At 27.0% G+C, this 22,467-nt stretch carries 29 protein-coding genes; 14 read left to right on the top strand and 15 right to left on the bottom strand.

The annotated features are described in order from the left end of the window. The 8 genes from CURT_RS06095 to CURT_RS06060 all read left to right on the top strand — a co-directional run bounded on the left by CURT_RS06095 (position 1) and on the right by CURT_RS06060 (position 6,648). Entirely contained in the window at positions 1-969 is a 969-nt protein-coding gene (locus CURT_RS06095) for an SAM-dependent methyltransferase (RefSeq protein ID WP_018713694.1), read from the top strand. Positions 970-971: 2 nt separating this feature from the next. Next, a complete protein-coding gene (locus CURT_RS06090; protein WP_018713695.1) occupies positions 972-1,295 on the top strand; it encodes a hypothetical protein in 324 nt (107 codons plus the stop codon). Beyond that, the gene (gene rsmD, locus CURT_RS06085) at positions 1,292-1,909 is read left to right on the top strand and encodes a 16S rRNA (guanine(966)-N(2))-methyltransferase RsmD (RefSeq protein WP_018713696.1); all 618 of its coding nucleotides are present in this window, start codon (positions 1,292-1,294) and stop codon (positions 1,907-1,909) included. The genes CURT_RS06090 and rsmD overlap by 4 nt, the downstream gene beginning before the upstream one ends. Beyond that, positions 1,896-2,657, top strand: coding sequence for a TIGR02757 family protein (locus CURT_RS06080; RefSeq protein ID WP_018713697.1), 762 nt, complete (start codon positions 1,896-1,898; stop codon positions 2,655-2,657). Before rsmD ends, CURT_RS06080 begins: the two co-directional genes overlap by 14 nt. A 12-nt stretch (positions 2,658-2,669) precedes the next feature. Next, positions 2,670-3,428, top strand: coding sequence for a TSUP family transporter (locus CURT_RS06075; RefSeq protein ID WP_018713698.1), 759 nt, complete (start codon positions 2,670-2,672; stop codon positions 3,426-3,428). 73 nt (positions 3,429-3,501) lie between these two features. Continuing rightward, on the top strand, positions 3,502-4,185 hold the full coding sequence (locus CURT_RS06070; RefSeq protein ID WP_018713699.1) for a F0F1 ATP synthase subunit A: 684 nt from the start codon (positions 3,502-3,504) through the stop codon (positions 4,183-4,185). Positions 4,186-4,320: 135 nt separating this feature from the next. Beyond that, complete coding sequence (gene gatB, locus CURT_RS06065) at positions 4,321-5,745, top strand: Asp-tRNA(Asn)/Glu-tRNA(Gln) amidotransferase subunit GatB (RefSeq protein ID WP_018713700.1); 1,425 nt, start codon at positions 4,321-4,323, stop codon at positions 5,743-5,745. Positions 5,746-5,754: 9 nt separating this feature from the next. Next, the gene (locus CURT_RS06060; RefSeq protein WP_018713701.1) at positions 5,755-6,648 is read left to right on the top strand and encodes an NAD(P)H-dependent glycerol-3-phosphate dehydrogenase; all 894 of its coding nucleotides are present in this window, start codon (positions 5,755-5,757) and stop codon (positions 6,646-6,648) included. A gap of 614 nt (positions 6,649-7,262) precedes the next feature. Here the strand turns inward: CURT_RS06060 and CURT_RS06055 are convergent. The 3 genes from CURT_RS06055 to CURT_RS06045 all read right to left on the bottom strand — a co-directional run bounded on the left by CURT_RS06055 (position 7,263) and on the right by CURT_RS06045 (position 8,529). Further along, positions 7,263-7,922: a S24 family peptidase gene (locus tag CURT_RS06055; RefSeq protein WP_018713702.1), complete on the bottom strand. Its 660-nt coding sequence runs from the start codon at positions 7,920-7,922 to the stop codon at positions 7,263-7,265. Positions 7,923-8,148: 226 nt separating this feature from the next. After that, entirely contained in the window at positions 8,149-8,352 is a 204-nt protein-coding gene (locus tag CURT_RS06050) for a hypothetical protein (protein WP_018713703.1), read from the bottom strand. A gap of 27 nt (positions 8,353-8,379) precedes the next feature. Next, on the bottom strand, positions 8,380-8,529 hold the full coding sequence (locus CURT_RS06045; protein WP_018713704.1) for a hypothetical protein: 150 nt from the start codon (positions 8,527-8,529) through the stop codon (positions 8,380-8,382). An 18-nt stretch (positions 8,530-8,547) separates the two neighbouring features. On the opposite strand from CURT_RS06045, the gene CURT_RS06040 reads away from it, so the two are divergent. The 3 genes from CURT_RS06040 to CURT_RS06030 all read left to right on the top strand — a co-directional run bounded on the left by CURT_RS06040 (position 8,548) and on the right by CURT_RS06030 (position 9,974). Further along, on the top strand, positions 8,548-8,877 hold the full coding sequence (locus tag CURT_RS06040) for a hypothetical protein (RefSeq protein ID WP_018713705.1): 330 nt from the start codon (positions 8,548-8,550) through the stop codon (positions 8,875-8,877). Positions 8,878-8,916: 39 nt separating this feature from the next. Continuing rightward, positions 8,917-9,084, top strand: coding sequence for a hypothetical protein (locus CURT_RS06035; RefSeq protein ID WP_018713706.1), 168 nt, complete (start codon positions 8,917-8,919; stop codon positions 9,082-9,084). A 356-nt stretch (positions 9,085-9,440) separates the two neighbouring features. After that, positions 9,441-9,974 (top strand): phage virion morphogenesis protein, encoded by a 534-nt coding sequence (locus CURT_RS06030; protein ID WP_018713707.1) that lies wholly within the window; start codon positions 9,441-9,443, stop codon positions 9,972-9,974. Positions 9,975-10,066: 92 nt separating this feature from the next. Here the strand turns inward: CURT_RS06030 and CURT_RS06025 are convergent, their stop codons facing one another. From CURT_RS06025 to CURT_RS06000, 7 genes are all read right to left on the bottom strand, one after another. Then, on the bottom strand, positions 10,067-11,008 hold the full coding sequence (locus tag CURT_RS06025) for an Abi family protein (protein ID WP_018713708.1): 942 nt from the start codon (positions 11,006-11,008) through the stop codon (positions 10,067-10,069). A 48-nt stretch (positions 11,009-11,056) separates the two neighbouring features. Next, positions 11,057-11,245, bottom strand: coding sequence for an NrdR family transcriptional regulator (locus CURT_RS06020; protein WP_018713709.1), 189 nt, complete (start codon positions 11,243-11,245; stop codon positions 11,057-11,059). A gap of 103 nt (positions 11,246-11,348) precedes the next feature. Next, on the bottom strand, positions 11,349-11,825 hold the full coding sequence (locus tag CURT_RS06015; protein WP_018713710.1) for a phage protein GemA/Gp16 family protein: 477 nt from the start codon (positions 11,823-11,825) through the stop codon (positions 11,349-11,351). Between the two features lie 124 nt (positions 11,826-11,949). Continuing rightward, positions 11,950-12,309 carry a hypothetical protein gene (locus CURT_RS06010; RefSeq protein ID WP_018713711.1) on the bottom strand — a complete coding sequence of 120 codons (360 nt, stop codon included), beginning with the start codon at positions 12,307-12,309 and terminating at the stop codon, positions 11,950-11,952. Between the two features lie 283 nt (positions 12,310-12,592). Beyond that, positions 12,593-12,718: a hypothetical protein gene (locus CURT_RS09460; protein WP_018713712.1), complete on the bottom strand. Its 126-nt coding sequence runs from the start codon at positions 12,716-12,718 to the stop codon at positions 12,593-12,595. A 579-nt stretch (positions 12,719-13,297) separates the two neighbouring features. After that, a complete protein-coding gene (locus CURT_RS06005; protein WP_018713714.1) occupies positions 13,298-13,468 on the bottom strand; it encodes a hypothetical protein in 171 nt (56 codons plus the stop codon). After that, on the bottom strand, positions 13,452-13,631 hold the full coding sequence (locus tag CURT_RS06000; protein ID WP_018713715.1) for a hypothetical protein: 180 nt from the start codon (positions 13,629-13,631) through the stop codon (positions 13,452-13,454). Before CURT_RS06000 ends, CURT_RS06005 begins: the two co-directional genes overlap by 17 nt. A 949-nt stretch (positions 13,632-14,580) precedes the next feature. On the opposite strand from CURT_RS06000, the gene CURT_RS05995 reads away from it, so the two are divergent. Both CURT_RS05995 and CURT_RS05990 read left to right on the top strand, forming a co-directional pair. After that, complete coding sequence (locus tag CURT_RS05995) at positions 14,581-14,868, top strand: hypothetical protein (RefSeq protein ID WP_169478844.1); 288 nt, start codon at positions 14,581-14,583, stop codon at positions 14,866-14,868. Positions 14,869-15,076: 208 nt separating this feature from the next. Further along, complete coding sequence (locus tag CURT_RS05990; protein WP_018713719.1) at positions 15,077-15,601, top strand: hypothetical protein; 525 nt, start codon at positions 15,077-15,079, stop codon at positions 15,599-15,601. A gap of 864 nt (positions 15,602-16,465) precedes the next feature. On the opposite strand, the gene CURT_RS05985 is transcribed toward CURT_RS05990, so the two are convergent. From CURT_RS05985 to CURT_RS05975, 3 genes are read right to left on the bottom strand one after another with little or no spacing between them, the layout of a single operon-like run. Beyond that, the gene (locus CURT_RS05985) at positions 16,466-17,548 is read right to left on the bottom strand and encodes a site-specific DNA-methyltransferase (RefSeq protein WP_115651837.1); all 1,083 of its coding nucleotides are present in this window, start codon (positions 17,546-17,548) and stop codon (positions 16,466-16,468) included. Beyond that, complete coding sequence (locus tag CURT_RS05980) at positions 17,548-18,372, bottom strand: hypothetical protein (RefSeq protein ID WP_018713960.1); 825 nt, start codon at positions 18,370-18,372, stop codon at positions 17,548-17,550. Before CURT_RS05980 ends, CURT_RS05985 begins: the two co-directional genes overlap by 1 nt. Before the next feature lie 11 nt (positions 18,373-18,383). Continuing rightward, positions 18,384-19,406 carry an IS1595 family transposase gene (locus CURT_RS05975; protein ID WP_018713961.1) on the bottom strand — a complete coding sequence of 341 codons (1,023 nt, stop codon included), beginning with the start codon at positions 19,404-19,406 and terminating at the stop codon, positions 18,384-18,386. A 268-nt stretch (positions 19,407-19,674) separates the two neighbouring features. Here CURT_RS05975 and CURT_RS05970 point away from each other — a divergent pair, with 268 nt between their 5' ends. Beyond that, entirely contained in the window at positions 19,675-20,535 is an 861-nt protein-coding gene (locus tag CURT_RS05970) for a hypothetical protein (RefSeq protein ID WP_018713872.1), read from the top strand. 76 nt (positions 20,536-20,611) lie between these two features. Here CURT_RS05970 and CURT_RS05965 read toward each other — a convergent pair whose 3' ends face one another. Together CURT_RS05965 and CURT_RS05960 are read right to left on the bottom strand one after the other, a co-directional pair. Further along, the gene (locus CURT_RS05965) at positions 20,612-21,358 is read right to left on the bottom strand and encodes an SDR family NAD(P)-dependent oxidoreductase (protein ID WP_018713873.1); all 747 of its coding nucleotides are present in this window, start codon (positions 21,356-21,358) and stop codon (positions 20,612-20,614) included. Further along, on the bottom strand, positions 21,355-22,386 hold the full coding sequence (locus CURT_RS05960) for an HdrB C-terminal domain-containing protein (protein WP_018713874.1): 1,032 nt from the start codon (positions 22,384-22,386) through the stop codon (positions 21,355-21,357). Before CURT_RS05960 ends, CURT_RS05965 begins: the two co-directional genes overlap by 4 nt. Positions 22,387-22,467 lie beyond the last annotated feature (81 nt).

Here is a 22,467-nt window from a genome sequence, read left to right as displayed (position 1 = left end):
ATGAAATTTAGTGAATTTATCGACAGCTGGCTTTTTGGCGAAGATGGATATTATCAAAAAGGTATAAAAATTGGCAAGGAAGGCGATTTTTATACCTCAGTAAGCGTGGGTTCTTTTTTTGGAATTTGTATTGCAAAATATATAATGAGTTTTAATGAAAACTTTGAAATAGTTGAAATAGGCGCAAACGAAGGGCATTTGATTTGTGATATAATCCAAGGAATTTATACTTTTGATAAAACAAAACTTAAAAATTTTGAATTTTTTATAGTTGAACCATTTAAAAATTTAAGAACAATTCAAAAAACAAATTTTGAAAATAAAATAGGCAAAGAAGTAAAACTAAATCATTTGCCAAGTCTAAAAGAGGCTAAATTTAAAAATGCTTTTTTTATATCAAATGAGCTTTTTGATACTTTTAAATGTGAAGTTGTGGATAATGAAAAGATGCTGTTTATTGAAAATTTTAAACCTATATTTAAAACTGCTTCAAAAGAAATTGTAGATTTAGCTAAAAAACAGGGTATAAAAAAAGGTGAAGTTGTTTTGGAATTGGATAAATTTTTATTAGAAATTTATCAAAGTTCAAAAAAATTTAGATTTTTAAGTTTTGATTATGGTGATTTTGCACCAAGAGATGATTTTACTTTAAGGGTTTTTTCAAAACATCAAGTTTATAATTTTTTTGATATTAAAAATTTAAAAGAATTTTATCAAAAAAGTGATATTACTTATAACGTTGTTTTTAAAAATATTAAAGATAAGTTTTTGAAATTTAAAGATGTACAATTTGAGAATTTTTGCTCTCAAAGCAAGGCATTAATAAATTTTAAAGCAGATGAAATTTTAGAAACTTTACTTAAAAATGCTGGTGAAAATGCCTATAAAAATGGTGTTTTGCAGCTTAAAAGACTAATAATTGAAATGGGTGAAAAATTTAAAATGATAGAGTTTAGCAAAGGATATTAAAAGTGAAAATTGCGATTAATTGTGAATGTTTGATTATGCAAAAGACTTTAGAAATTTTTTTAAAAGACTATTTGGCAGATGAAGAAGAAGCTGATTTTATCGTAAGTGATATAAACAAAAAAAGCAATAAAAGAGTTTTTTACATAGGAGATGATTCACCATATCTTGCGCTTCCTTTTAGTAAAAAAGATCTTCTTTATGCGCTTGAAGAGTTTGATTTTATTGTTAAAGACAGCAATTTAAAAGAAAATTTAGAAGATAAAATCGCTTTGCTTTGTGATGAATTTAAACTAAAATTGATAAAAACTATTAGGGAGTATCAATGAATTTTGTAAATAAACCTATTAATTTAAATAAAATTTTTACACAAATTAACAGCGGAAAATTAAAAGGCAAAAAGCTTTTAATTCCACCAAAGAGCACAACAAGAAGTACAAAAAGCTTAGTAAAAGGCTCTTTTTTTGATACTTTTAGATTTGAATTTGCAAATAAAATATTTATAGAGATGTTTTCTGGAAGTGGCGTAATGGCGGCTGAAGCACTAAGTAATGGTGCGAAAAAATGCTACGGTTTTGAAAAAGATAAGGCTGCATTTGAAATTTTAAAATCAAATTTTAAAGGTATAAGCAGTGATTTAATCGCAATTAACAATGATTGTTTTAATGGCTTGCAAGCTCTTTTAAAAGAAAATAATGATGAGTTTATAATCTATTTTGATCCGCCATTTGACATAAGAGATGGCTATGATGATATTTATAAAAAAGTGTGTGAGGCAATAAAAAATTTATCTAATTACAATGCTTTTTTAGTAGCGATTGAACACAATAGCGATGTTAAATTTGATGAAACAATAGGCAAATTTAAACTTTTTAAATCAAAAAAATTTGGAAAAACAAGCATGACTTATTTTAAAAAAAAGAAATTTAATGCAAAACCTTAAAACCTTACTTGATTATCACGCTGATATTAAAAATTGCAAAGAAAATTTGTATGCAAATCCAGACCCACTTTGGGTTGCTGCTAAGTTTAAAGAGCCAAATATCGCATTAATTAGTGCTTTGTTTGCTTATGGAAATGCTAGGTTGATAGTTAAATTTTTAAATTCTTTAAATTTTGAACTTTTAAATGAAAATGACAATGAAATAAGAAATTTCTATAAAAATAAAAAATATAGGTTTCAAAACTCACGCGATGTTGCTGAGATATTTATAACTATAAAACGCCTTAAAAATGATGAAAATATAGAAAATTTGATAAAAAAAGGCTTTGAAAAAGGCGAAAATTTAGCTTATGGTATTAATAATTTAATTTCTACAATTTATTCACTAAATGATTATAGAAGCGATGGTTATGAGTTTTTCTTTGGTAAAAACTTTGATAAAAAACCAAAATCCCCTTATAAGAGATACAATATGTTTTTAAGATGGATGGTAAGAGATAAAGACATTGATTTGGGGCTTTTTAGAAGTATTGATAAAAAAGATTTATTAATGCCACTTGATGTTCATACACACAGAGTTTCTTTAAAATTAGGTTTAATGAGTAGAAAAACTTATGATTTTGAAGCAGTTTTGGAGTTAACTAATAGACTTAGAGAATTTGATAAAAATGATCCCATAAAGTATGATTTTGGACTTTATAGGCTTGGTCAAAGTGGCGAAATAGATGAAATTTTAGAAGATATTTAACGGGAGAAAAAGATGGAGTTTGAAATTTGGCAAATCATACTTTTAGTGGGGGTTGCTTTTATTGGTGGTTTTATTGATGCAATTGCTGGTGGTGGAGGATTGATATGCTTGCCTGCACTTATGGCAGTTGGTGTACCACCTCACGCAGCACTTGCTACGAATAAACTTCAAGGATGTTTTGGGACACTTTCAGCAACTGTAAATTTTACTAGAAAAGGTTTCATAAATTTTAAAGAGATTTTTATAGGTATTATTTTTACGCTTATTGGTGCTTGCACAGGAACTATAAGTGTGCTTTTTATAGATCCAAAATTTTTAAATTATATAATTCCTATTTTGCTTATCTTTGTTGTAGTTTATACTATTTTTTCACCAAATTTAGGTGAAACACAAAAAAAAGCAAAGATGAGTAAAAATGCGTTTTTTATTATTTTTGGGCTTTTAATAGGGTTTTATGATGGGTTTTTAGGACCTGGAACTGGTAGTTTTTGGACTTTTGCATTTCTTGGTGTTTTAGGGCTATCGATGAAACAAGCTGTTGCAAACACAAAAATTTTAAACTTTACTTCAAATATTGTAGCTTTAATAGTATTTATATTTGGCGGGCATATTTTATGGCTTATTGGGCTTTTGATGGGCATTGGTCAGATGATAGGCGGATATTTGGGTTCAAACATGGTGATTAAAAAAGATGTAAAATTTATAAAAACTCTGTTTTTAATCATGGTTTGTGCGACAATTTTAAAAATTTTATATGATATTGTAAAATAAAAAGTAAAATTTAAATATTGTTTAACCAAAAATAGTGTAAAATAACTTATTAATTTTTATTTATGGGGTTAGAATGCTAAAAGATATATTTTTATTTGCTGGTAGTTTGATTACTTATAATCACACTTTTATTTATGTATTTCACTTTTTACTTATCGTTGCTATTGTGGTCATGCTTGCTAGAATGGCGACAAACTCGCTTCAACTCGTGCCTTATGGTGCTCAAAATATCTTTGAAGCTTATATAAATGGCATTATTTCCATTGGAAAGGATGCGATGGGAAGCTATGAGTTAGCAAGGAGATATTTACCACTTGTTGGGACTTTGGGTCTTGTTATTTTTACAGCAAATATCGTTGGTATGGTTCCTGGCTTTGAGTCGCCAACGGCTAGTTTGAATTTAACTCTTGCACTTACAACTTGTGTTTTTATCTATTATCACTATCAAGGCATTAAGATAAATGGCTTTTTTAAATATATGAAAAGCTTTTGTGGTCCAATAAAAGTTATGGCTCCGTTTATGTTTGTGATTGAGATGGTATCACATCTTTCAAGGATTGTTTCTTTATCATTTCGTTTGTTTGGAAATATAAAAGGTGATGATTTGTTCTTACTTGTTATGCTAACACTCGCACCTTGGTTTGTTCCGATGATTCCTTATGCACTTTTGACTTTTATGGCTATACTTCAAACATTTATTTTTGTTGTTTTAAGTTATGTTTATTTAGCAGGTGCTGTTGTAATCGACGAGCATTAAAATTTTTGAATTATTAAAAATTTAGCTCAATTTTGAGCTAAATTTGTTTTTTATTCTTTTTATTACAAAACTTTATCAAATTTAAAAACTTTTTATAGTAAAATAATGAATTAGAAATTTTATAAGGATTATCATATGGTATTTGAAACAGTTATTGGTTTAGAAGTTCATTGTCAGTTAAATACAAAAAGCAAGATTTTTTGTTCTTGCTCTACAAGTTTTGGAGATAAACAAAATACTCATGTTTGCCCTGTTTGCTTAGCACTTCCTGGAGCTTTGCCGGTTTTAAACAAAGAAGCTGTTAAAAAGGCAATTAGCTTTGGAACGGCTGTAAATGCAAAGATTAATCAAAACTCTGTTTTTGATAGAAAAAACTATTTTTATCCAGATCTTCCAAAAGCTTATCAAATTTCTCAATTTACTATCCCTATTGTTGAGCATGGAGAGTTATATATAGACACAGACGAAGTAAGCAATAAGAGAATAGGAATTACAAGAGCTCATCTTGAAGAAGACGCTGGTAAAAACAATCATGAAAGCGATAGAAGCTTGGTTGATTTAAATAGAGCCGGAACTCCACTTTTAGAAATTGTCAGCGAGCCAGATTTAAGAAGTAGTGATGAAGCAGTTGCTTATCTTAAAAAACTTCACTCAATTTTAAGGTTTATTAATATAAGTGATGCAAATATGCAAGAAGGAAGCTTTAGATGCGATGTTAATGTTAGTATTCGTCCAAAAGGTGAGAGTAAATACGGCACAAGAGTTGAGATAAAAAATTTAAACTCATTTAAATTTATACAAAAAGCAATTGAGTATGAGGTATATCGTCAAATTTCAGCTTATGAAGATGGCAAATATGAAACTGAAGTTGTTCAAGAAACAAGGCTTTTTGATACAGTTAATTTAACAACTAAATCAATGAGAAGCAAAGAAGATAGTGCAGAATACCGATATTTCCCAGATCCTGATTTGCTTCCTATCCATATAAGTGATGAAATGATGAAAGAAGCTACTAATATACCTGAGCTTCCTAGCGCAAAGCTTAAAAGGTATGTTGAAAAGCTCGAGATAAAAGAAAGTGATGCAAAAGTTATTATTGATGATTATGCTATGGCTGTTTATTTTGAAGATTTAATCTCTAAAGGACACGATCCAAAACTTTGTGTTACTTGGCTTACAGTTGAGCTTTTAGGAAGACTTAAAAATGGTTTAACTATAGAAACAAGCCCAGTTAATAGTTTAAGAATGAGTGAGCTTTTAAAAAGGATTGAAGATAATACTATATCTCAAAAAGCAGCAAAAGATGTGCTTGATAATATGATGGAGAACAATGCAAAAGTTGATGATATTATCGATAAGCTTGGCTTAAAACAAATTAGCGATGATGCTTCAATTTTAGCAGTTATAGATGAAGTATTATCTAAAAATAGTGATAAGGTTGCTGAATACAAAAGTGGAAAAGATAAACTTTTTGGGTTTTTTGTAGGACAAGTTATGAAGGCTGGAAAAGGTGCGTTTAATCCTGCAAAAGTAAACGAACTTTTAAAAGCTAAACTTTAAAGTTTGTTTATGGCTAAGATAGCAGTTATTGGAGCTGGAAAATGGGGAAGTGCACTTTACGATGCTTTTAGCTTTCAAAATGAATGCATTATAACTTCAAGAACTAAAAAAGATATATCTAACTTTGTTAGCCTAGAGGAAGCTTTAAAATGTGAGTATTTAGTATTTAGTCTTTCATCTCAAATAACTAAGTCTTGGCTTGAGAAAAATTTTGTTTATAATAACCAAAAACTTTTAGTTGCCTCAAAAGGGATAAATGCCAAAAGTGGAGAGTTTTTACATGAAATTTTTGCTAAATTTGTTAGTGAAGGCAATTTAGCAACTCTTTCTGGGCCATCATTTTCAAGCGAGGTTTTAAAAAAGTTACCTTGCGCTATTGTTGTTAGTTCTAAAAATGATAGTCTAGCAAAAGAGTTTTGCTCATTTTTTCCACACTATATTAAGGCTTATTCATCAGATGATGTTATAGGAGCTGAAGTTTGCGGTGCATATAAAAATGTCATTGCAATAGCAAGTGGAATATGCGATGGGTTAAATTTAGGCAACAACGCAAGAGCTAGTCTAATTTCTCGTGGTCTTGTAGAAATAGCAAGATTTGGTAAATTTTTTGGTGCAAAAGATGAAACTTTTTTAGGGCTTAGTGGTGCAGGGGATTTATTTTTAACTGCATCAAGCAATTTATCAAGAAATTATAGAGTAGGCTTTGGTTTGGCACAAGGTAAAAAAATAGATGAAATTTTGGAAGAATTGGGCGAGGTTGCTGAGGGAATTTTAACCTCAAAAGCTATTTTAAAACTGGCAAATTTGCATAATATATATACGCCAATAGCAAGAGAAGTTTCACTAACAATAGATGGAAAAGATCCTAAAAAAAGTCTAGCTGATCTTTTAAGACATAAATAAATCTAGTTTATAAAATATTTCTATATTTTTTTAAAGGTCTAATTTTCATAGATTATTTCTATATTCTCATCATTCCATATTGCTTTTGGAAAAAGATATTCTTTTTCTAGTAGTGGTAAATTTACTTTTGTATATGAAAGATTCATTTTTTTAAATTTATTAAGTTCATTTTTGATAAAAGCAGTATAGTAATATCTACTTTCATCTTAATTCTAGGCTTTGATTTTTACACTGTTTATAAAATCAGAGTATATTTTTTATTTACAATTTAACTTTTTAAAATTAGTTTTATTTTATTACTAGATAAAGCGTGTATGAAATTTATTAAAATATATAAAACTAGCTATTAAATAATTTTGTGAAATCTAAAATTAGAGATAATTGCTAAATTTTAGACATTATATTTTAATATTTTTATAAGCGAGAAAACTATAAATATAAAATTTATGATAAAAAGAGTGTTTTAAGATAAATTTTCTATTATTTTTCATAGTTTAGAAAAACTTTAAATCCCCAAAAAAATGAGAAAAAAGTTTTTACTTAAATGAGAAAATTAAGAGCTACATTTTTCTCATTTTAATGCGAAAACTAAATATTTAAGTATTAAAAACGCTCTAAACTTCTTTTAGATTTATCTTAAGCTTTCCTCTACCTCTTATAATGCCTATAAACATTCCCACTATCTTACACTCATAAATACTGTATCTTACTGGCAAGTAGATAGGATTATAAGATATTAGCATAAACTCATCACCTTGCTTGTAGCACTCTTTTATCATAAGCCCATCAGGTGTGTTTATAGCATAAATTTCACCATCTTTAAACTCAGCTCCTACTGCTATAAAACAACTATCCCCATCCATTATATAAGGCTCCATGCTTTCTCCAATAGCTTTGATTATATCAATCTTTCCTAAAAACTTAACATTACTTTTTTCTAAAATTTGCTCACTTATAACCACATTTTCAAAGCTTTCATCATCATTATTTGCCCCACCGCCTAAAGAAGCCCCCACATCAAACATCCTTAATGTTTTTAAATTATCGCTATTACTAGCGTCTTTGCCATAAAAAAAGAGATTAATTGAAATCCCTTCTTTAAACAAAAAATCTAGTATCTGTTTATATGGTACTGAGTTTCTAAATTTGAGCTGGGCGTAGTTGTTTGGATCTATTCCTAAAGCATCAGCCACGTCTTTATCTTTTATGAGTTTATCTTTAAATTTATTTGATAAGATATCTTTTAATCTTTCATTGATTTGTTCCATTGTCATTTTTACACCTTATTATAAAATATAAGATAAATTTAGCATATTTTTGTGTTAAATCAATAAAATATTATTTTTTATAATTTATTTTTATAAACAACAGCCAAAGCACAGTATAGTAGAGTTATACTCTTTTTATAAAACAAGGAGATAAAATGTAATTTTTCAAGCATAAGTTTTAAAATAGTGGTAAAATGCCACTTACATAGGTTTTTACAAGGGGGTAATCCCCCTAAAATAGCCTCATACTCTCACGCTTAAAATCAATCCTTAATAAAGTATAGTGCTTTAATTCATCACTCCCAGAAGTTTTTATAAATCGGAGCAATCCACCATCACTAAATTGATAATTATGCAGTCTAAACTTAATACTTGCTTCTAACTCATAAAGTTTTTTAAGACAAAGTTCTAAATTCTCATCATTACTATCACCCAAATAAATGCTAAAATAAATATCCTCAGCTCACCCATCAAATGTGTCAAGTTCATTATCATTTGGCACCACTCTTATAAGCGGGAAATCATCTATATTTATACTTCTTTCAAGTCCTATTTTAATGCTTTTAGAAAAAGGTTTAAAGCCATTTAGTGGCCTTTGCCAAATGTCAGCCATGATGATTTTAGTTATGATATGAGTGCGTTAGACAGTGCTTTTAAACAAAAAGCTAAAAAAGTTTTAAATTTAATTAAAAACTCTAATTTAGAAACTGCCATAAAAGAATTTGATAAAAAAAGAGATCTTTATATTTGGCAAAAAGGACTTGATAATGCCATATATGAGCTTTTGATTAAAAAGAATTTAAAATTGCCTATTGATAGTTTTCAGCTAGGTGTTTTATCCAATTTTTTAATAAATAAAATAGCTAAGATTTTAAAAATAGATACTAAAACTAAATACATAATGGGTGATAAAAAGGGCATTTTACACATTGGACCAGAGCGAAAAGGTATTTATAATTAAGATTTAAGAATTGATGAAATAAGAAAAATTGTTAAAATTTTGGATGATGAAAATACTCCTGTAAGCATTGATATAGATAAGAAAAATATAATATTTTGGTTTGATGATGAAAAAGATGCTAAAAAGATAAATAAAATAGTAGTTGATTTAAATTATAATTTAAAGAAATTTGGAGTTACAAACTATATGGTAACAGCCAGAAAGTAGATAAAACAAGTAAAGATGACGCTAATTTTATTAAAATCCGCTGACGGTAGGAGAGTTGCACCTACAATACAGGTCCGATCCTTTTTCAAGGCACCTATCGGCTACTTCATTGCGATCATCAATCAGCAGATTTACAATCATTATTATGCCATAATAAAACTGATAATTATATAATTACGCTTGATAAGGTGGATAAAGAAGACATTTACTGGCAATAAAAAAAGAATTAATAGTTAAACTAAATAGCGTGGGTGGGATTTGAACCCACAACATCGAACTTTTCATTCTGTGGTTACCTGCTTTTAAGCTTCACACCTTCACGCTATTTCGAACGATTATACCAAAAAAGGATAAATATGGGAGTTAAAATAACAGGCATTGAAGATATTCAAAAAAGCCTTTTAAGCTTAGAGAAAAAAACCAAGAATTTAAAGCCTACTTTAAGGGCAATCGGTGAGATGGTGCGCTCTTGCATTGATGAAAGTTTTGAAAATGAAATTAGCCCATTTAATCAGAAGTGGAAGCCAATATCATCAAATACCGCATTTAGCTATGCAGGTGGAAAAACTAAAGCTTTTAAAAAAGGTGGCAAGTCTTTAAAAAGTGGCTTTTTAAAGCGTTATGGGGTTTATGGCGATAAAAGAATTTTAATAGAAAGCTCAAATTTAAAAGATAGCTGGGGTGTTAGAGTTGATAATAAAAGCGTTGTGGTTGAGAGCTATGCAAAATCACGCGGTTTTCCATATGGCTTAACACATCAGTTTGGCTCAGCTAAAAAGGGCATTCCTGCAAGACCTTTTTTATCAGTTGATAAAAACGGAAATTTAGAAAGAAATTTAAAAAATGATATTTTAGAGCATATTGAAGATGATTTATTAAAAGGGGATTAAAATTCAGGTGCGAAGATATACCTCGCACCAATAGTTAGCCTTGAACGTATCATTAGCCAACAAACATCAGTATAATTATATACATAAAAGCATTAAATATTGCTTAATGTTTTATAACTTCTATAAATTAAACAAACCCTATCTCTAAATCTACGATTTTTAAAAAAATATCTTTTTCGTTTTTTACTCATACATGTTTTTTTGAAAAATTCACTTATTTTCATTTTTATATGATTTTTTAAACCATCACTTTTGATTATTCTCATAGCTAACCACATCATCATCAAAAAGTCACCTATATATCTATTTTTTAAAGTTTCATCTATTGAATCATTTAAGTTTTTTTCTATTTGCATTTTAAAAGGTGTTAATTCATCTTTACAAATTGGAAGTCTAGCACTATTATCAAATATATTTGTGATTATACAATTATTATGTGCTGCTAAATTTCTTAAACTTTTTGTAGAAAATATCATTTTATCTAGTTCTCTCCTATCTCTTACACTTTTAAACCTAGCAAATCTTTGATAAAAATATTTATATAATTTTCTTAAATCACCAAATTGTATAACTTCTACTAAAACCCAAAAAGGCATATTTGGTGGTGTATTATTAGTTATTAACCTGTTTGATACACTTTCATCGCCCCTTTGTCGATTTATATAATCTCTTGTACTTCGCCCATATCTTGAGTTTAAAAACCCATTTACTATATCTTCTCCATTGCTAGGAAGCATATTAAAGTCTCTAAGTATAGCTGTTTTTAGTGTGTGTTCAATATTTAATGATATGTCTATAATAATTCTTCTAAGATACATATCTATTTTTGATAATTCATACAAATAAGCAAATTCTAAATTTATATATTTATCATTTATTTTTTGATAGTTTCTACAATAAGACTTTATTTTAAAATAATAACTTGAATACTCTAAAAGATGTTTGGCTTCATTTTCAGTTATTATATTAAATTTAATACCTTTGCTTTTCATATTAGTTATTTGTTCGTCTATATTTAATTTTAGCTTACTCATATTTTTCTATTATATAAACTTAACTTTTAAAAAGCGTTTAACTAGGGATTAGCTACCCTTTAAACTCCCTTTAACCACCTTTTCATACTCGATTAATTCATCATCTTTTACTTTTATTTTTTCGATTGTGCTAAAAGTCCTACCGCATTTTGGGCATTTTCTAAACCTTTCATTAACTAGCCCTTTAACAGTAGCGATGACATTTGTTTTTTCATTAGCACAATATGGACAGATCATCTTTATCTCCTTTTATTGGGCCAGCAAGTTATCTCTAAAAAGCATTCACTATAGTCTTTGCAATACGCTTTATTTGGTAAGTTTTTATCACATGGCTTCATTTTTATTTCTTATAAAATTTGCACATTTTTTCTAAGCCTGTGATGATACGCCTTGCATCATTTAAGCTTATTCTTTTAAGTTGGCTATCAAGTCTTATTAAAACTTTGATCTGTCTTGCCACAAAGACCATTAATTTTTCATCACTAAAATTAAGCCTATTTGCAAGGTGCTTTATGTAGATATATTGTTTTTGAGTTATTTTTTTAGTTTTGTTCTTAGTCAAATTATTTATAATTTTAGAGTTTTTTACTAAATTTCTACCTAAAATATCAGGCTCACACTCCTTAAACTTATCATTTATTAACATATCCAAGGTTTTATTAAGCTCATCTATAGATAAAAGAGCCGAACTACTTACACCAAATCTAACGTCTAGCCAACTTTCCCACGCATCAACTCTAACAAGTTCTTTATATTTGCTATTTGTGTGGATTCTAGCTAGTAAATTTTTTCTTAAAATACGCTGTTTCTCAGTCATTTTAGATCCTTAATATTTAACTTGCATAACAAATCACGCACTAAAAAACACTCGCAAGGGCTGTTATTTTGGCAATTTGAGCAAGCATTAATATCTAAATCCTTTAAATACTCTTTAAAAGCCTTTATAGCTGTTGTTTTACCAGTGCCACTTTTTCCTCTATGATTTTTAATAAAGCTCTTTGTTTTATAGCCTTTATAATACTTGCCATTATTATGATCGTATTTGTAAATGGTAAAATCTTATCATTTTTACAAATTTCATCATACTGGTTTGATATATCAAGCCTTTTTGAGTTAAAGAAATCTATTATTTTTTTCTCAGCTACAGCCTTACTCTCACTACTTAAATCATAATCCCCCCAGCCATTAAACGCCATTGAAACATAAGCTTGGTTCATTTTAAGAAGTGCTCCTAACTTTCTAAAACTTCCACCATTTTTTTCATACTCCGCGTAAGCTTGTTTGGTTGCTTCATCTATCATTTTAAACTCCTAAATTTTTTATAAATCCTCATATTTTTTGTTCCTTAAGCAAATACCAGCAAAAAGTAATCCTTTGGGCTGTTCTTTTTCACATAAATTAATCGTGAGGGCTGTTATTTTTATGCGAACAAGGGATTTACAAACTCATCATTATCCCCCCCATAAGCAAATACGAGCGAAAAGTTGCTCGTGAGGGCTGTTGTTGTAACTTTGAGTTGGTATTTGTGACCCAAATATTTAAACACTTTTTAAAAGCCTTTTAAAAAACCTTTAAGAAGTGGTTTTATCCCACAAATTCTTTTAAAACTTCATTTATATCAGGCAGATAAATCTCCCCGCCACTGTTATCTTCAACCTCTACTTTTTTCGCCGCACTTTCTTTCTTAATCACACTATTTTTAGCTTTCATTTTCTCATCTAAGTTTTGTTTAGCAACTTCTTTATAGTAAGCATCTTTTTCATCTCTTAAAGACTTGATATAGTTCTTTGTAGGAGTTATATGAGTTTTTTGATACTCTTTTTTAGCTTTTTTAACCTCTTCGGCGGTTATGTTTTTAACTTCGTTATTAATTTTTGATTTTCATTTAAGGTTTTTTGTTAGATCTTACGCCGCTTGCCATGACACCCACGCAACCGCACTCACTACCGCCTACGCTATAACTTCCACCACACACTGCATTTATCATCTAAATTTAAAGCCTTTTTATTTGTGTCTAAAGGCTCTAAATTTAGCTGAGTGCTATCACTAATCATGCTATCATGCACCGCATCACCTAGGTTCTCGTTACCGCTCACGCTACCACGACCACAATGACTAGGGGGCTGGTTCGCCACGATTTACTAACTCATAACTTCTGGTATCTACCACACCATAGCCACTATCATGCACATTATCCAGCTTACCATCGTTTTCGCCAATACCGTTATTTGATGCATAGTCGCTTGAGAATCCATCACGACCATCTAATTGAACATCGTCAATCCAAATTCAGAGAGTTTTACCACCACGACCTACGCCGTCAGTCATTTTATACGAAATTATTTTCGTATAAATGGTCAAAATTTTTTGGTTTTGTTTTTGTGCTTTTGAAATTACTCTTTGTAGTTTTCTTAAATTTACGCCCAAAATTTCAACTGCTTCTTTACTGCTTAGCCACATAATTATCTACTTTTATCCCATCTCTTTGTAGTATTTTCATAGCTCTTTTGCTTACATAACCCTTATACAAGCTACTAAGACTAAGTTTGTTTATCTGGCAACACGCTCTTAAATCATACTTTGTCTTTCGCTTAACAGCTCTTGCGAGTGTAGTGTTTTTCATCAAGTTCCCTTTCTTAAATTTCATTGTTAAGTTGGAAATATAAAATTCTTAGCTATAATTTTTATCAAACTTTATAACTAAGGATTCTTATAAATAACGCCAAAGTTGTTTTTGTATGCCCAAAATGTAAAAAAATAACCGAAGTTCTTATAATTTCGGTTAAGCAAGATGAATTTATTTGTGCCAACTGTAAAGAAGTTTATTATGCTAGCAAACTCCCAAGATTAGCACTAAAAATCATAAATGAACTTGGCAAACTTTTTAAAAAACACGCCAAATACAACTCATATACCCAGATAGAATTTGAAAGAGATTTTATGATTAAAGATGATACGCAAGATTTTTTCATCCAAGCTCTAAAAGAGTTCAAAGAGCAAGATGAATATTAGTTTTTATAAAAACGGCAAAGGCTAGAATTTGAGTGATAAAAAAGATTTTTTAGAAATATTTAAAAATATAATTTTTATGTCTAATAATAAGCTAAATTTAAATTACAATAAAATTTATCAAAGAAATATATAATGCTAAATTTAGTACCATCTAATACAAACTATAATGTCCATCCACTTATTATAAAAAATAAAAAAGATATGTATTTTCTCATTATGTTTATAGCTTTATTTTTTTATCTCATATTAATTTGCATTTTTTATCCAAGTGAAGATAATTTTAAAAGCTTTTTTTAATTTTTCCAATTCTTGGGTCGTCATATTTATTATTTTATATCAAGCAATGTATTTACAACAAAAAATATATATGGTTTAAATCAAACACAATTGAAATAAAAGAGAATGGAAAAACAACAAAACTCATAAAAACTGACGATATTATAGAGATAAAAAGAGCTATTTATTTAAGAGATTATAAAGCTATGATTAATCAAGGTTGGTCTAAAAAACTTTTAGATAGCAAGCTATTTTATCTGTTTTGCGGTTTAGTTTTATTGATTATGCTTTTTTTATACTGTATAGCAAACGAGGAATATATAAAACAACTTTTATTAACAGCATTGGCGATTTTTATTATTCCGATATGCAAATTTATAGTTTTTTTATTTTTCAAATTTAAATTTAGATTTATATTGTATGATAGCATTATAATATATACAAAAAATACTCAAATTTCAGTAACAATAGGTAGCAATGATGAGTTTAACGAGTTAAAAACATACCTTTTAGATAAAACAGGGATAAATTTAAATAAAACTAAAAAATATATTGTTTTAAATGATAAATAAGAAAAAACAAGGTTAAATACAAAAGAATTAATACTGCTTTAAAGAGCTATCTAAGGCATAACAAGAATTAGACCACTATTGTATGATATTTTAAAGCTGGATTTGTTAAAATGATGAGAAATAAATTTAAAGAGAATATTTTTATGAGAGACAGTGGCAAAATTTAATATAATAGCTAAAAGCTGCAAAACTTTAAGGAGTATGAATATTGGTTGTTTTGAAATTTAATTTACAAAAATTTGTAAAAAACATATCTTTCTTTCTATTTATAATATTTGGTTTTTTAGCTATTTTTGACACTTTTATAGATTACTCTTTTTTAAATTATTTTTTATATACACTACTTTTTTTATTTTTATATTTATTGCTGTCTGTAAAAACAAAATCATATAAAATATCATATTTTGGATTAACAGTTACAATTTTATTTTTGCTCATTTATTTTTCTTATAGTGTCTATCATATCTACTACAAAAGACCAAGCAAATTTATAAGTTATTTGATATATAGCAATGCAAATAAAACAGACAATAACATTACAAAGGATTTTTTAGATTATCTAAAGAAAAATAACCTTAATTTAGATATTTTAGAAAAAGAAAATTTCAAAAAACATAATAAAAGTTATATTTATAAAAATTATATTTATGGCAAAAGATATAATATTGTCATTCATTGTGATGACAATACTACAACTGCGTATTTATTTACTGGATATAATGCAGTTATGTAATGGCTGAGGTTGTAAAAAATTAAATAACGATAAAAGAAGTTATGTGATAAAAATACTTTTAATATAAATATTTAGTTTTAGTTTATTAAAAAGGCTAAATTTATAAAAGGTAAATAAGTGGGTTTTTTTTGATAATGTTTTTGAAAAAGAAATGAAAGAGATAAAAAGCTCCAAATTTTACAACTTTTTGATATTTATAAAGTATAAAATAAGGATTTTGTTTTGCTAAGAACAGTATTTAATGCCTTTTTTACCGAAATATATTCTAATAAGAAATAATTTACTTGTTTAAAATTTTCACAAATTTTAAAGCATAATATATTTACTTATATTTTATTATTGGCCTATTTTATTTTATTTTTTAATATAGATATTTTTAAATTTCCTTATGTTTTTAGTAGCAATGAGGCTTTTTTACTATTTGGTCTTTGGATTTTATTACTTATTATGCTTTTTTCCCAATTTTGATTTTTTGGACCTTCGTTGATAAAAGTAAAATCGAACTTGATATATCAATGTTATCAAGTAATATAAAAATTAATCACCATTTATTTTATATGCTATTTGGTTGTTTTATTGTATTTATTAAGCTTAAATTTATTGATTTTTCATATATAAATGTTTTGCTTTTCATCGTTGCTATGATGGCTTTTTTCATATTTTTATTTTTAAAAATTTCTAGTATAAATTATTTTTTATTCATAATACCTTGGGTCTTTTATTTTTATGCAAATTTTATATGTTTTGAATATGATTTTTTTATATTTGGTAATATATTTTTTATGTTTTAATTCTATTTTTATTTATAATAAAATTTTAGGCTCTGTTAAAATATTTTATTGATTTTATTAAAAAATTAAATTTTTATTTTATAATATTTTGCTTTGAAATTTTCATACTTTGCTCACTTATATCTATTCCGATAACATTACGATTATTTTTTAAACCTGCAATTAAAAAGGAGCCACTACCACAAAAACAATCCATTATAATAGAATTCTCATTAGACGATTGCTTTACAATAAGCTCTAACATTTCTAAATTTTTTTCAGTTGGGTATTTTGGATATTGTGGATCTTTAAAATTACCCCAAATATCTTGTATTTTTTTTCCTTTGTGATCTTTTGCATATTTTTTAATGCGAGGGTTGTTTGTTTTTGACCATTCTATTAAACCTGTTTTATCTAACATTTCTAATTCATCAGGAGAGCTTCTCCAGTGTCTTCCTTTTGGCGGTAATAAGCCACGCCATTTTTTTCCAGTGTTTCCATTTAGTGTTTCACCTGGTGCATGGCAAGGAACAGTAGTATATCTTTCGCCATTTTTGTCTATTTTAGGAAATTTTTTTAAAAGCTCTTCATCGCTAAGTTTTATAGATATGTCATTAAAAATTTGCATACATTTTTTTTTAGCATAGACATAAATTGTATCTTTTATATTTCCATATGCTTTTCTTTTAAAGTTTTTAGGATTTGATTTTATACGAGTAATTTCATTCAAAAAATTATCTTTTCCAAATATTTCATCTAATATAATTTTAATATAATGTCCCATTTTTATATCAATATGTAAATATAAAGTTCCTTTATCGCTTAATAATTTATGAATCAAAAAAAGTCTTTCTCTAATAAATTCTAGATAATCATCTAATTCAAAAATATCACTATATGCTAATTTATCTGTTTCTGAATTAGATATTGAAGATGTTCTAGAATTTGAATAAAAAAAATCCTGACCTGTATTAAAAGGGGGATCTATATAAACTAAATCTATTTTATTATTATATGTTTTTAATAAAATAGACATTGCTTGAAAATTATCTTGATATATAAGTTTAGTTTTTTGATCTGAATATATAACATTTAATTTATCTGATGAACATCTATTTATTTTTTCTAAAATTTCAATTTCAGTCTTTTTTATATCATAATTTAAAGATATAGACATTATAACGTAACCACAAAACTACTTAGCAATAATGCAGACATTATAAGTTCATTAGTTGAATTATTAACAAACTCAGACATATGATTTTTAGTCATTCTAGTGGCTGTATTTTGAATATATAATACACCATCTAATATTGCAATAGGAAAAATTTGATAATCGCAAGGCGTAAAAGAACCATCTAGTAAAATATTTTTAGCATCGTTTAGTTGTGCATTTTGATGACCACCAAAATCTGTAAGAAATTTAGCTTCTCCTATTGCTACATTTTCACCTCTTTTTGCAATAAAATCAATTCCTTTATTCCCTGTGTATCCAAAAATATCTTTTGCTAAATTTAACATAATATTATCATTGCCAATAAAAACCATTAGCGTATCTGTATTTAAAAAGACATCTATATTATCTGTTTTATCAAAATTAAAATTAGTAGAATTTACCCAATTTTTAAAATGTTGACCCATTTGTCTATTTGCTTCAATAGGTCTAGTAATCTCATTCAAAACATTTGTAAGCCCCATATTTACAATTATATTTTCAATTCTACATACAGTATTTGGATTGCGATCAATTGCACTTCTATCTCGTCTAAGATATGCAACATAAGAATCTTTAATAGGAAAAATATCTAAATTTAATAATAATCTTAATAAATTACCTCGTTCAAAATTTGGCGGACTTGTAAGCATGGATGATAATTCATTAATAGTTTCTTGATCTAAATTTCTTCTTATATTAGATATTACAGGATAAACAGAATATAATCTGTCTAAATAATCATAATTATTTGCAAGCTCTAAGCTGTTTTGTGTCCATAGTGTCATTGTTTCCCTTTCTAAGCCACATCTGGCAATGGTATATTTGGTCTATTAGCGATGTTAATAGATTTACTTATACAATCATTCTCTTGTATAAAATCAAATAGAATTATCTCTTTGTCATTTTTATTGTCTTTTGCAAAATTTACAAAATTATGATAAACAAGATAGTTATTAAGATATTTAGTTGAAACACCTTTAAAATTATAAGTTATCATTGCTTTCAATCTACTATGATAACTATTTATAGTTTGAATATTAAATGTTCCAGCTTTATATTTGTTTCTTGGTATTCTAATATGACTTAACTCCATATCTTTTGCAAGTTTTAAATAAGCTCTAAAACTATCAGTTACAAACATACTATCTTTTATAATTTTACCATTTAAAACCTTTTCTAAATCTTTTAATTTAGGTTTGCCAAGATTTGATACTTTTGCAATAGATAAACAATTTAAATTTATTCCACAACTTACACAGACCTGCTCTCTACTTAATCCACGCTTAGTAGCAGGTGTTCCTCTTTTCTTTGCTAAGCGTGGCAATTTAAAATTTTTATGATTACCTTTAAAAGATAGCGGTATAAAAGTTTCATCAGCTTCAACTATTCCATTTAATTCAACTTCACTCATCATAATTTGCAAAGCATCTAAAATTTTATGTCTCCAAGCAAATGCAGTAGGTAGTGAAATATTACAAATCTTAGCTGTTTTTCTAAGTGAATATTTTTCTATCATACAATGAATATATAATTTCCAGGTTTTTATATCTTTTTTAACACTAAAAAATATCGTATTATTTGTAGTAGTAAATGTTTTATTACAATCTCTACATAAAAATCTTTGAGTATTGCTACTTTTTCCATTTTTAACAAATTTAGTAGATTTACAATGAGGACAATATTTAATCTCTTTTTTGATAGATACTTTGTTAGAAGTTTCTTTATTTTTTATCTCTTTTATGAATGATTTTTTATCATCATTTGAAAGAGAGTTAAAAAGCTGTAAAATTATATCTAACTCTGTTGTCTTATTTTTCATCGCAAACCTCCTTACTATCGCTATTTTATATAGGAAATTATAATATAAATTAGCTTAAAAATCAATAAAATATTTTAACAGAGCCAAATTTTAATTTACATAAAAGTGGATAAAGCTAAAATTAAAAAAATCCAAACTTAAAGTGTAAATAAAAATAAAAAAACAACAAATTTTTTAAAACATTTAAACTAAAATAAAATTTGAATAATTTTTAAGATTTAAAATATTAAAATAAAATAGTTTTTATAAAAACAAAAAAGGCAGAAATTTGGATGATGATAAAAGAGAAAAACTTAGAGAGTATCTTAGAAATAATAAACCTAAAAGTAAAATAAATTTAGGTAATAACTCTAATAATAAAGAAAATTCTAATAAGAATTTAGAAAATGATTTAAACTCAGATAATTTGAATTTAAATAATAACTCAGATTTGGACAATTTTCAAATTTCAAACAATAAAACAAATTCAAATAAAAGAGATTATGATAAAGAACCGCTTTTTATAAAAAATCACAATCCAGATGTTTCTAGTTTTCGTGGGTTTTGTTTTTTAGTATTAGTTTTTATTAGTTTATTTATTGTTGATATTCCTACGGATAGAAAAATATTTAATTTTTTTGCTGTCATTATTCTTGCTAGTAGACTTGCAACAGACCCAAATAAAGGCAAAATAACAGAATTTAAAAATGATAAAATAGTATGTTATAAAGAATCATTTCAAAAAGAGATAAAAATATCAAGCAAACTTAAAATTAAAAAAACGGTACAAATGTTCTATGGATTTTACAACGATAATTTAGGAAACTTTAAGCAAAATATACCTTTTTTTATAGTTTTGTTTTGCTTTTCTTTGATTTTTATCCAAATTTTTATAGAAAATTTATATTTATTTATCTTAATTTTTATTGGTATAATCTCTTTATTTTTTCTACCTAGTATATTGATGCATTTAAAAAGAGATAAAGACATACCTGATTTGATTTTTGACAATATTGTTGTAGACGATGGAGAAAACAAAACTAGTATATTGGTTATGAGTCTTGATGAATATTTAGCAATAAGAAAATATTTTTTAGACATTATTCTTATTGACTTGGATAAAAAACTTAATTTAAAGAGTAAACCATGAGTAGAGAAATCGTTGCAAAAAACAGCTTGAAATTTAATTATAAAAACAACAAATTTTTTTTATAGTAATTATAAATTTATTTTATTGTAAATCCACCATCAACGACTAAATTTGCTCCTGTTATCCACTTTGCTTCATCACTTGTCAAAAATAGAGCTATATTTGCCACATCTTCTACGTTTCCAACACCGCCAAGTGGATGAGGTTTGTTAAACATCTCATCAAACGCCTCTTTGCCAATTTGTTTTTCTAAATTTGCCACAGCATTAGTTTTTATCGTTCCAGGAGATATTGAATTAACTCTTACATTAAACTTTGCTACACTTAAAGCATCTTGTTTTGTCATCGCTATTATCGCACCTTTACTTGTGCTATATACACTAAAAGCCTCACTTGCAACCATTCCAAGAACGGAGGCGATATTTACTATATTGCCACTTTTTTGTTTGATCATTTCTAAAAGTGCGTATTTGCTCATTAAAAAAGTGCCATTTACATTTAAGTTTATTACCTCTTTCCATTCATCAAAACTAAGCTCAAATGATGGTTTTGTTGGACCTGTGATTCCTGCATTGTTTACCAAAATATCAATTTTTCCAAAGCTTTTTATAGCAAATTTATAAATTTCTTTTACGCTGTTTTCATCTGTTATATTAGCGCTAAAAAATTTTGCATTTTTCCCAAGAGTTTTAATAAACTCTTCGTTTTTATGTCTTGCTATGATTAAAACTTTAGCTCCATTTTCTATAAAGGTTTCAGATATTTTTGCACCAATTCCACTTGTTGCACCTGTTATAATAGCAACTTTATTTTTTAATTTCATAGTATTTTTACCTCTAATTTATGATTTTTAAACTCTATCTTTTCACCTTTTAAAAGTGATAAAAACTCATCTGCCATCAGTATATAGAAGTTATTTAAACTTCTATTTTGTGCTTTTTGAAGTTCTTTACTAAGTGCATCAAACATATAAAAAGCTCTTTTATCATTTACTAGCAAAAAATCAGCTCCGCTATCATAGGCGTTAAATAAAATTTCACCTGCCAAATTTAAAGCAACTTTTTCATCAAATTTTAAAATATCATATCCGATATTTTCATTTTCAAGCTCAAAATTAACTAAATTTGCTACAACTTTAACCAAATTTTGTAAGTTTTTATCACTATAAACTGCGATATTAAATTTTGAAAAATCAACTTTTTTTGTTGCATTTTTTATCTCTTCATCGCTTATTATATTCTCTTTTTTTGAAAAATTTAAATTTAACATTTTAGCTAGATTTTTTACTATTTCATCGGTTTTAAAAGGATCCTTTAGTAAAAATTGTGGTTTTATATAATAGATTATTTCATCTTTAATTAAATTTAAAATTTCATCCTTTTTACAAGGAAATTTTTCTATTAGATAGTTTGCAAAAACAAATGCCGAATTTCCTAAAAAATCCTCTTTAAATTCCCTTATTTTACTTGAATAAAACAAAGGCTCTAATTTTAAAAAAAACTCTTTTTCATTGTTTTGACCTAAAATTTCACTAAATCTATCATAGGTTTTTATAAAATCATCATTGTTAATTATCAAATCTTTTGTAGAGCGAGTTTGGCAAAGTGCAGAGATTTTTATAAAATTGCCAGTTTTTTTAAAAATTTCATCTAAATTCTCATCCAAATTTACAATTTTTTCATTTATTTTTACAAATTCAGTTTTTCCAAATTTAAAGTATGGATCGTTTCTTTTAATATCTAGTAAAAGCTCTCTTAAAGTTAAAAACTCAAAATGCTCATAAATATAAGGCTTATAATAACTTTCCAAATCTATTTTTTTATCAAAACGAAAAAGTGATATTTCAACCATATTTTTCCTTTAAAATTTCGTTAAATTGTATCAAATTTAATCTTATAAAGAGTTTTTTATCAAAATTAATATAAAATAATA

The sequence above is a fragment of the Campylobacter ureolyticus genome (genome assembly GCF_013372225.1).
Classification (GTDB): domain Bacteria; phylum Campylobacterota; class Campylobacteria; order Campylobacterales; family Campylobacteraceae; genus Campylobacter_B; species Campylobacter_B ureolyticus.
Note: the sequence above shows the minus strand (reverse complement) of the source record. Positions and strands in the feature narration are given on the sequence as shown.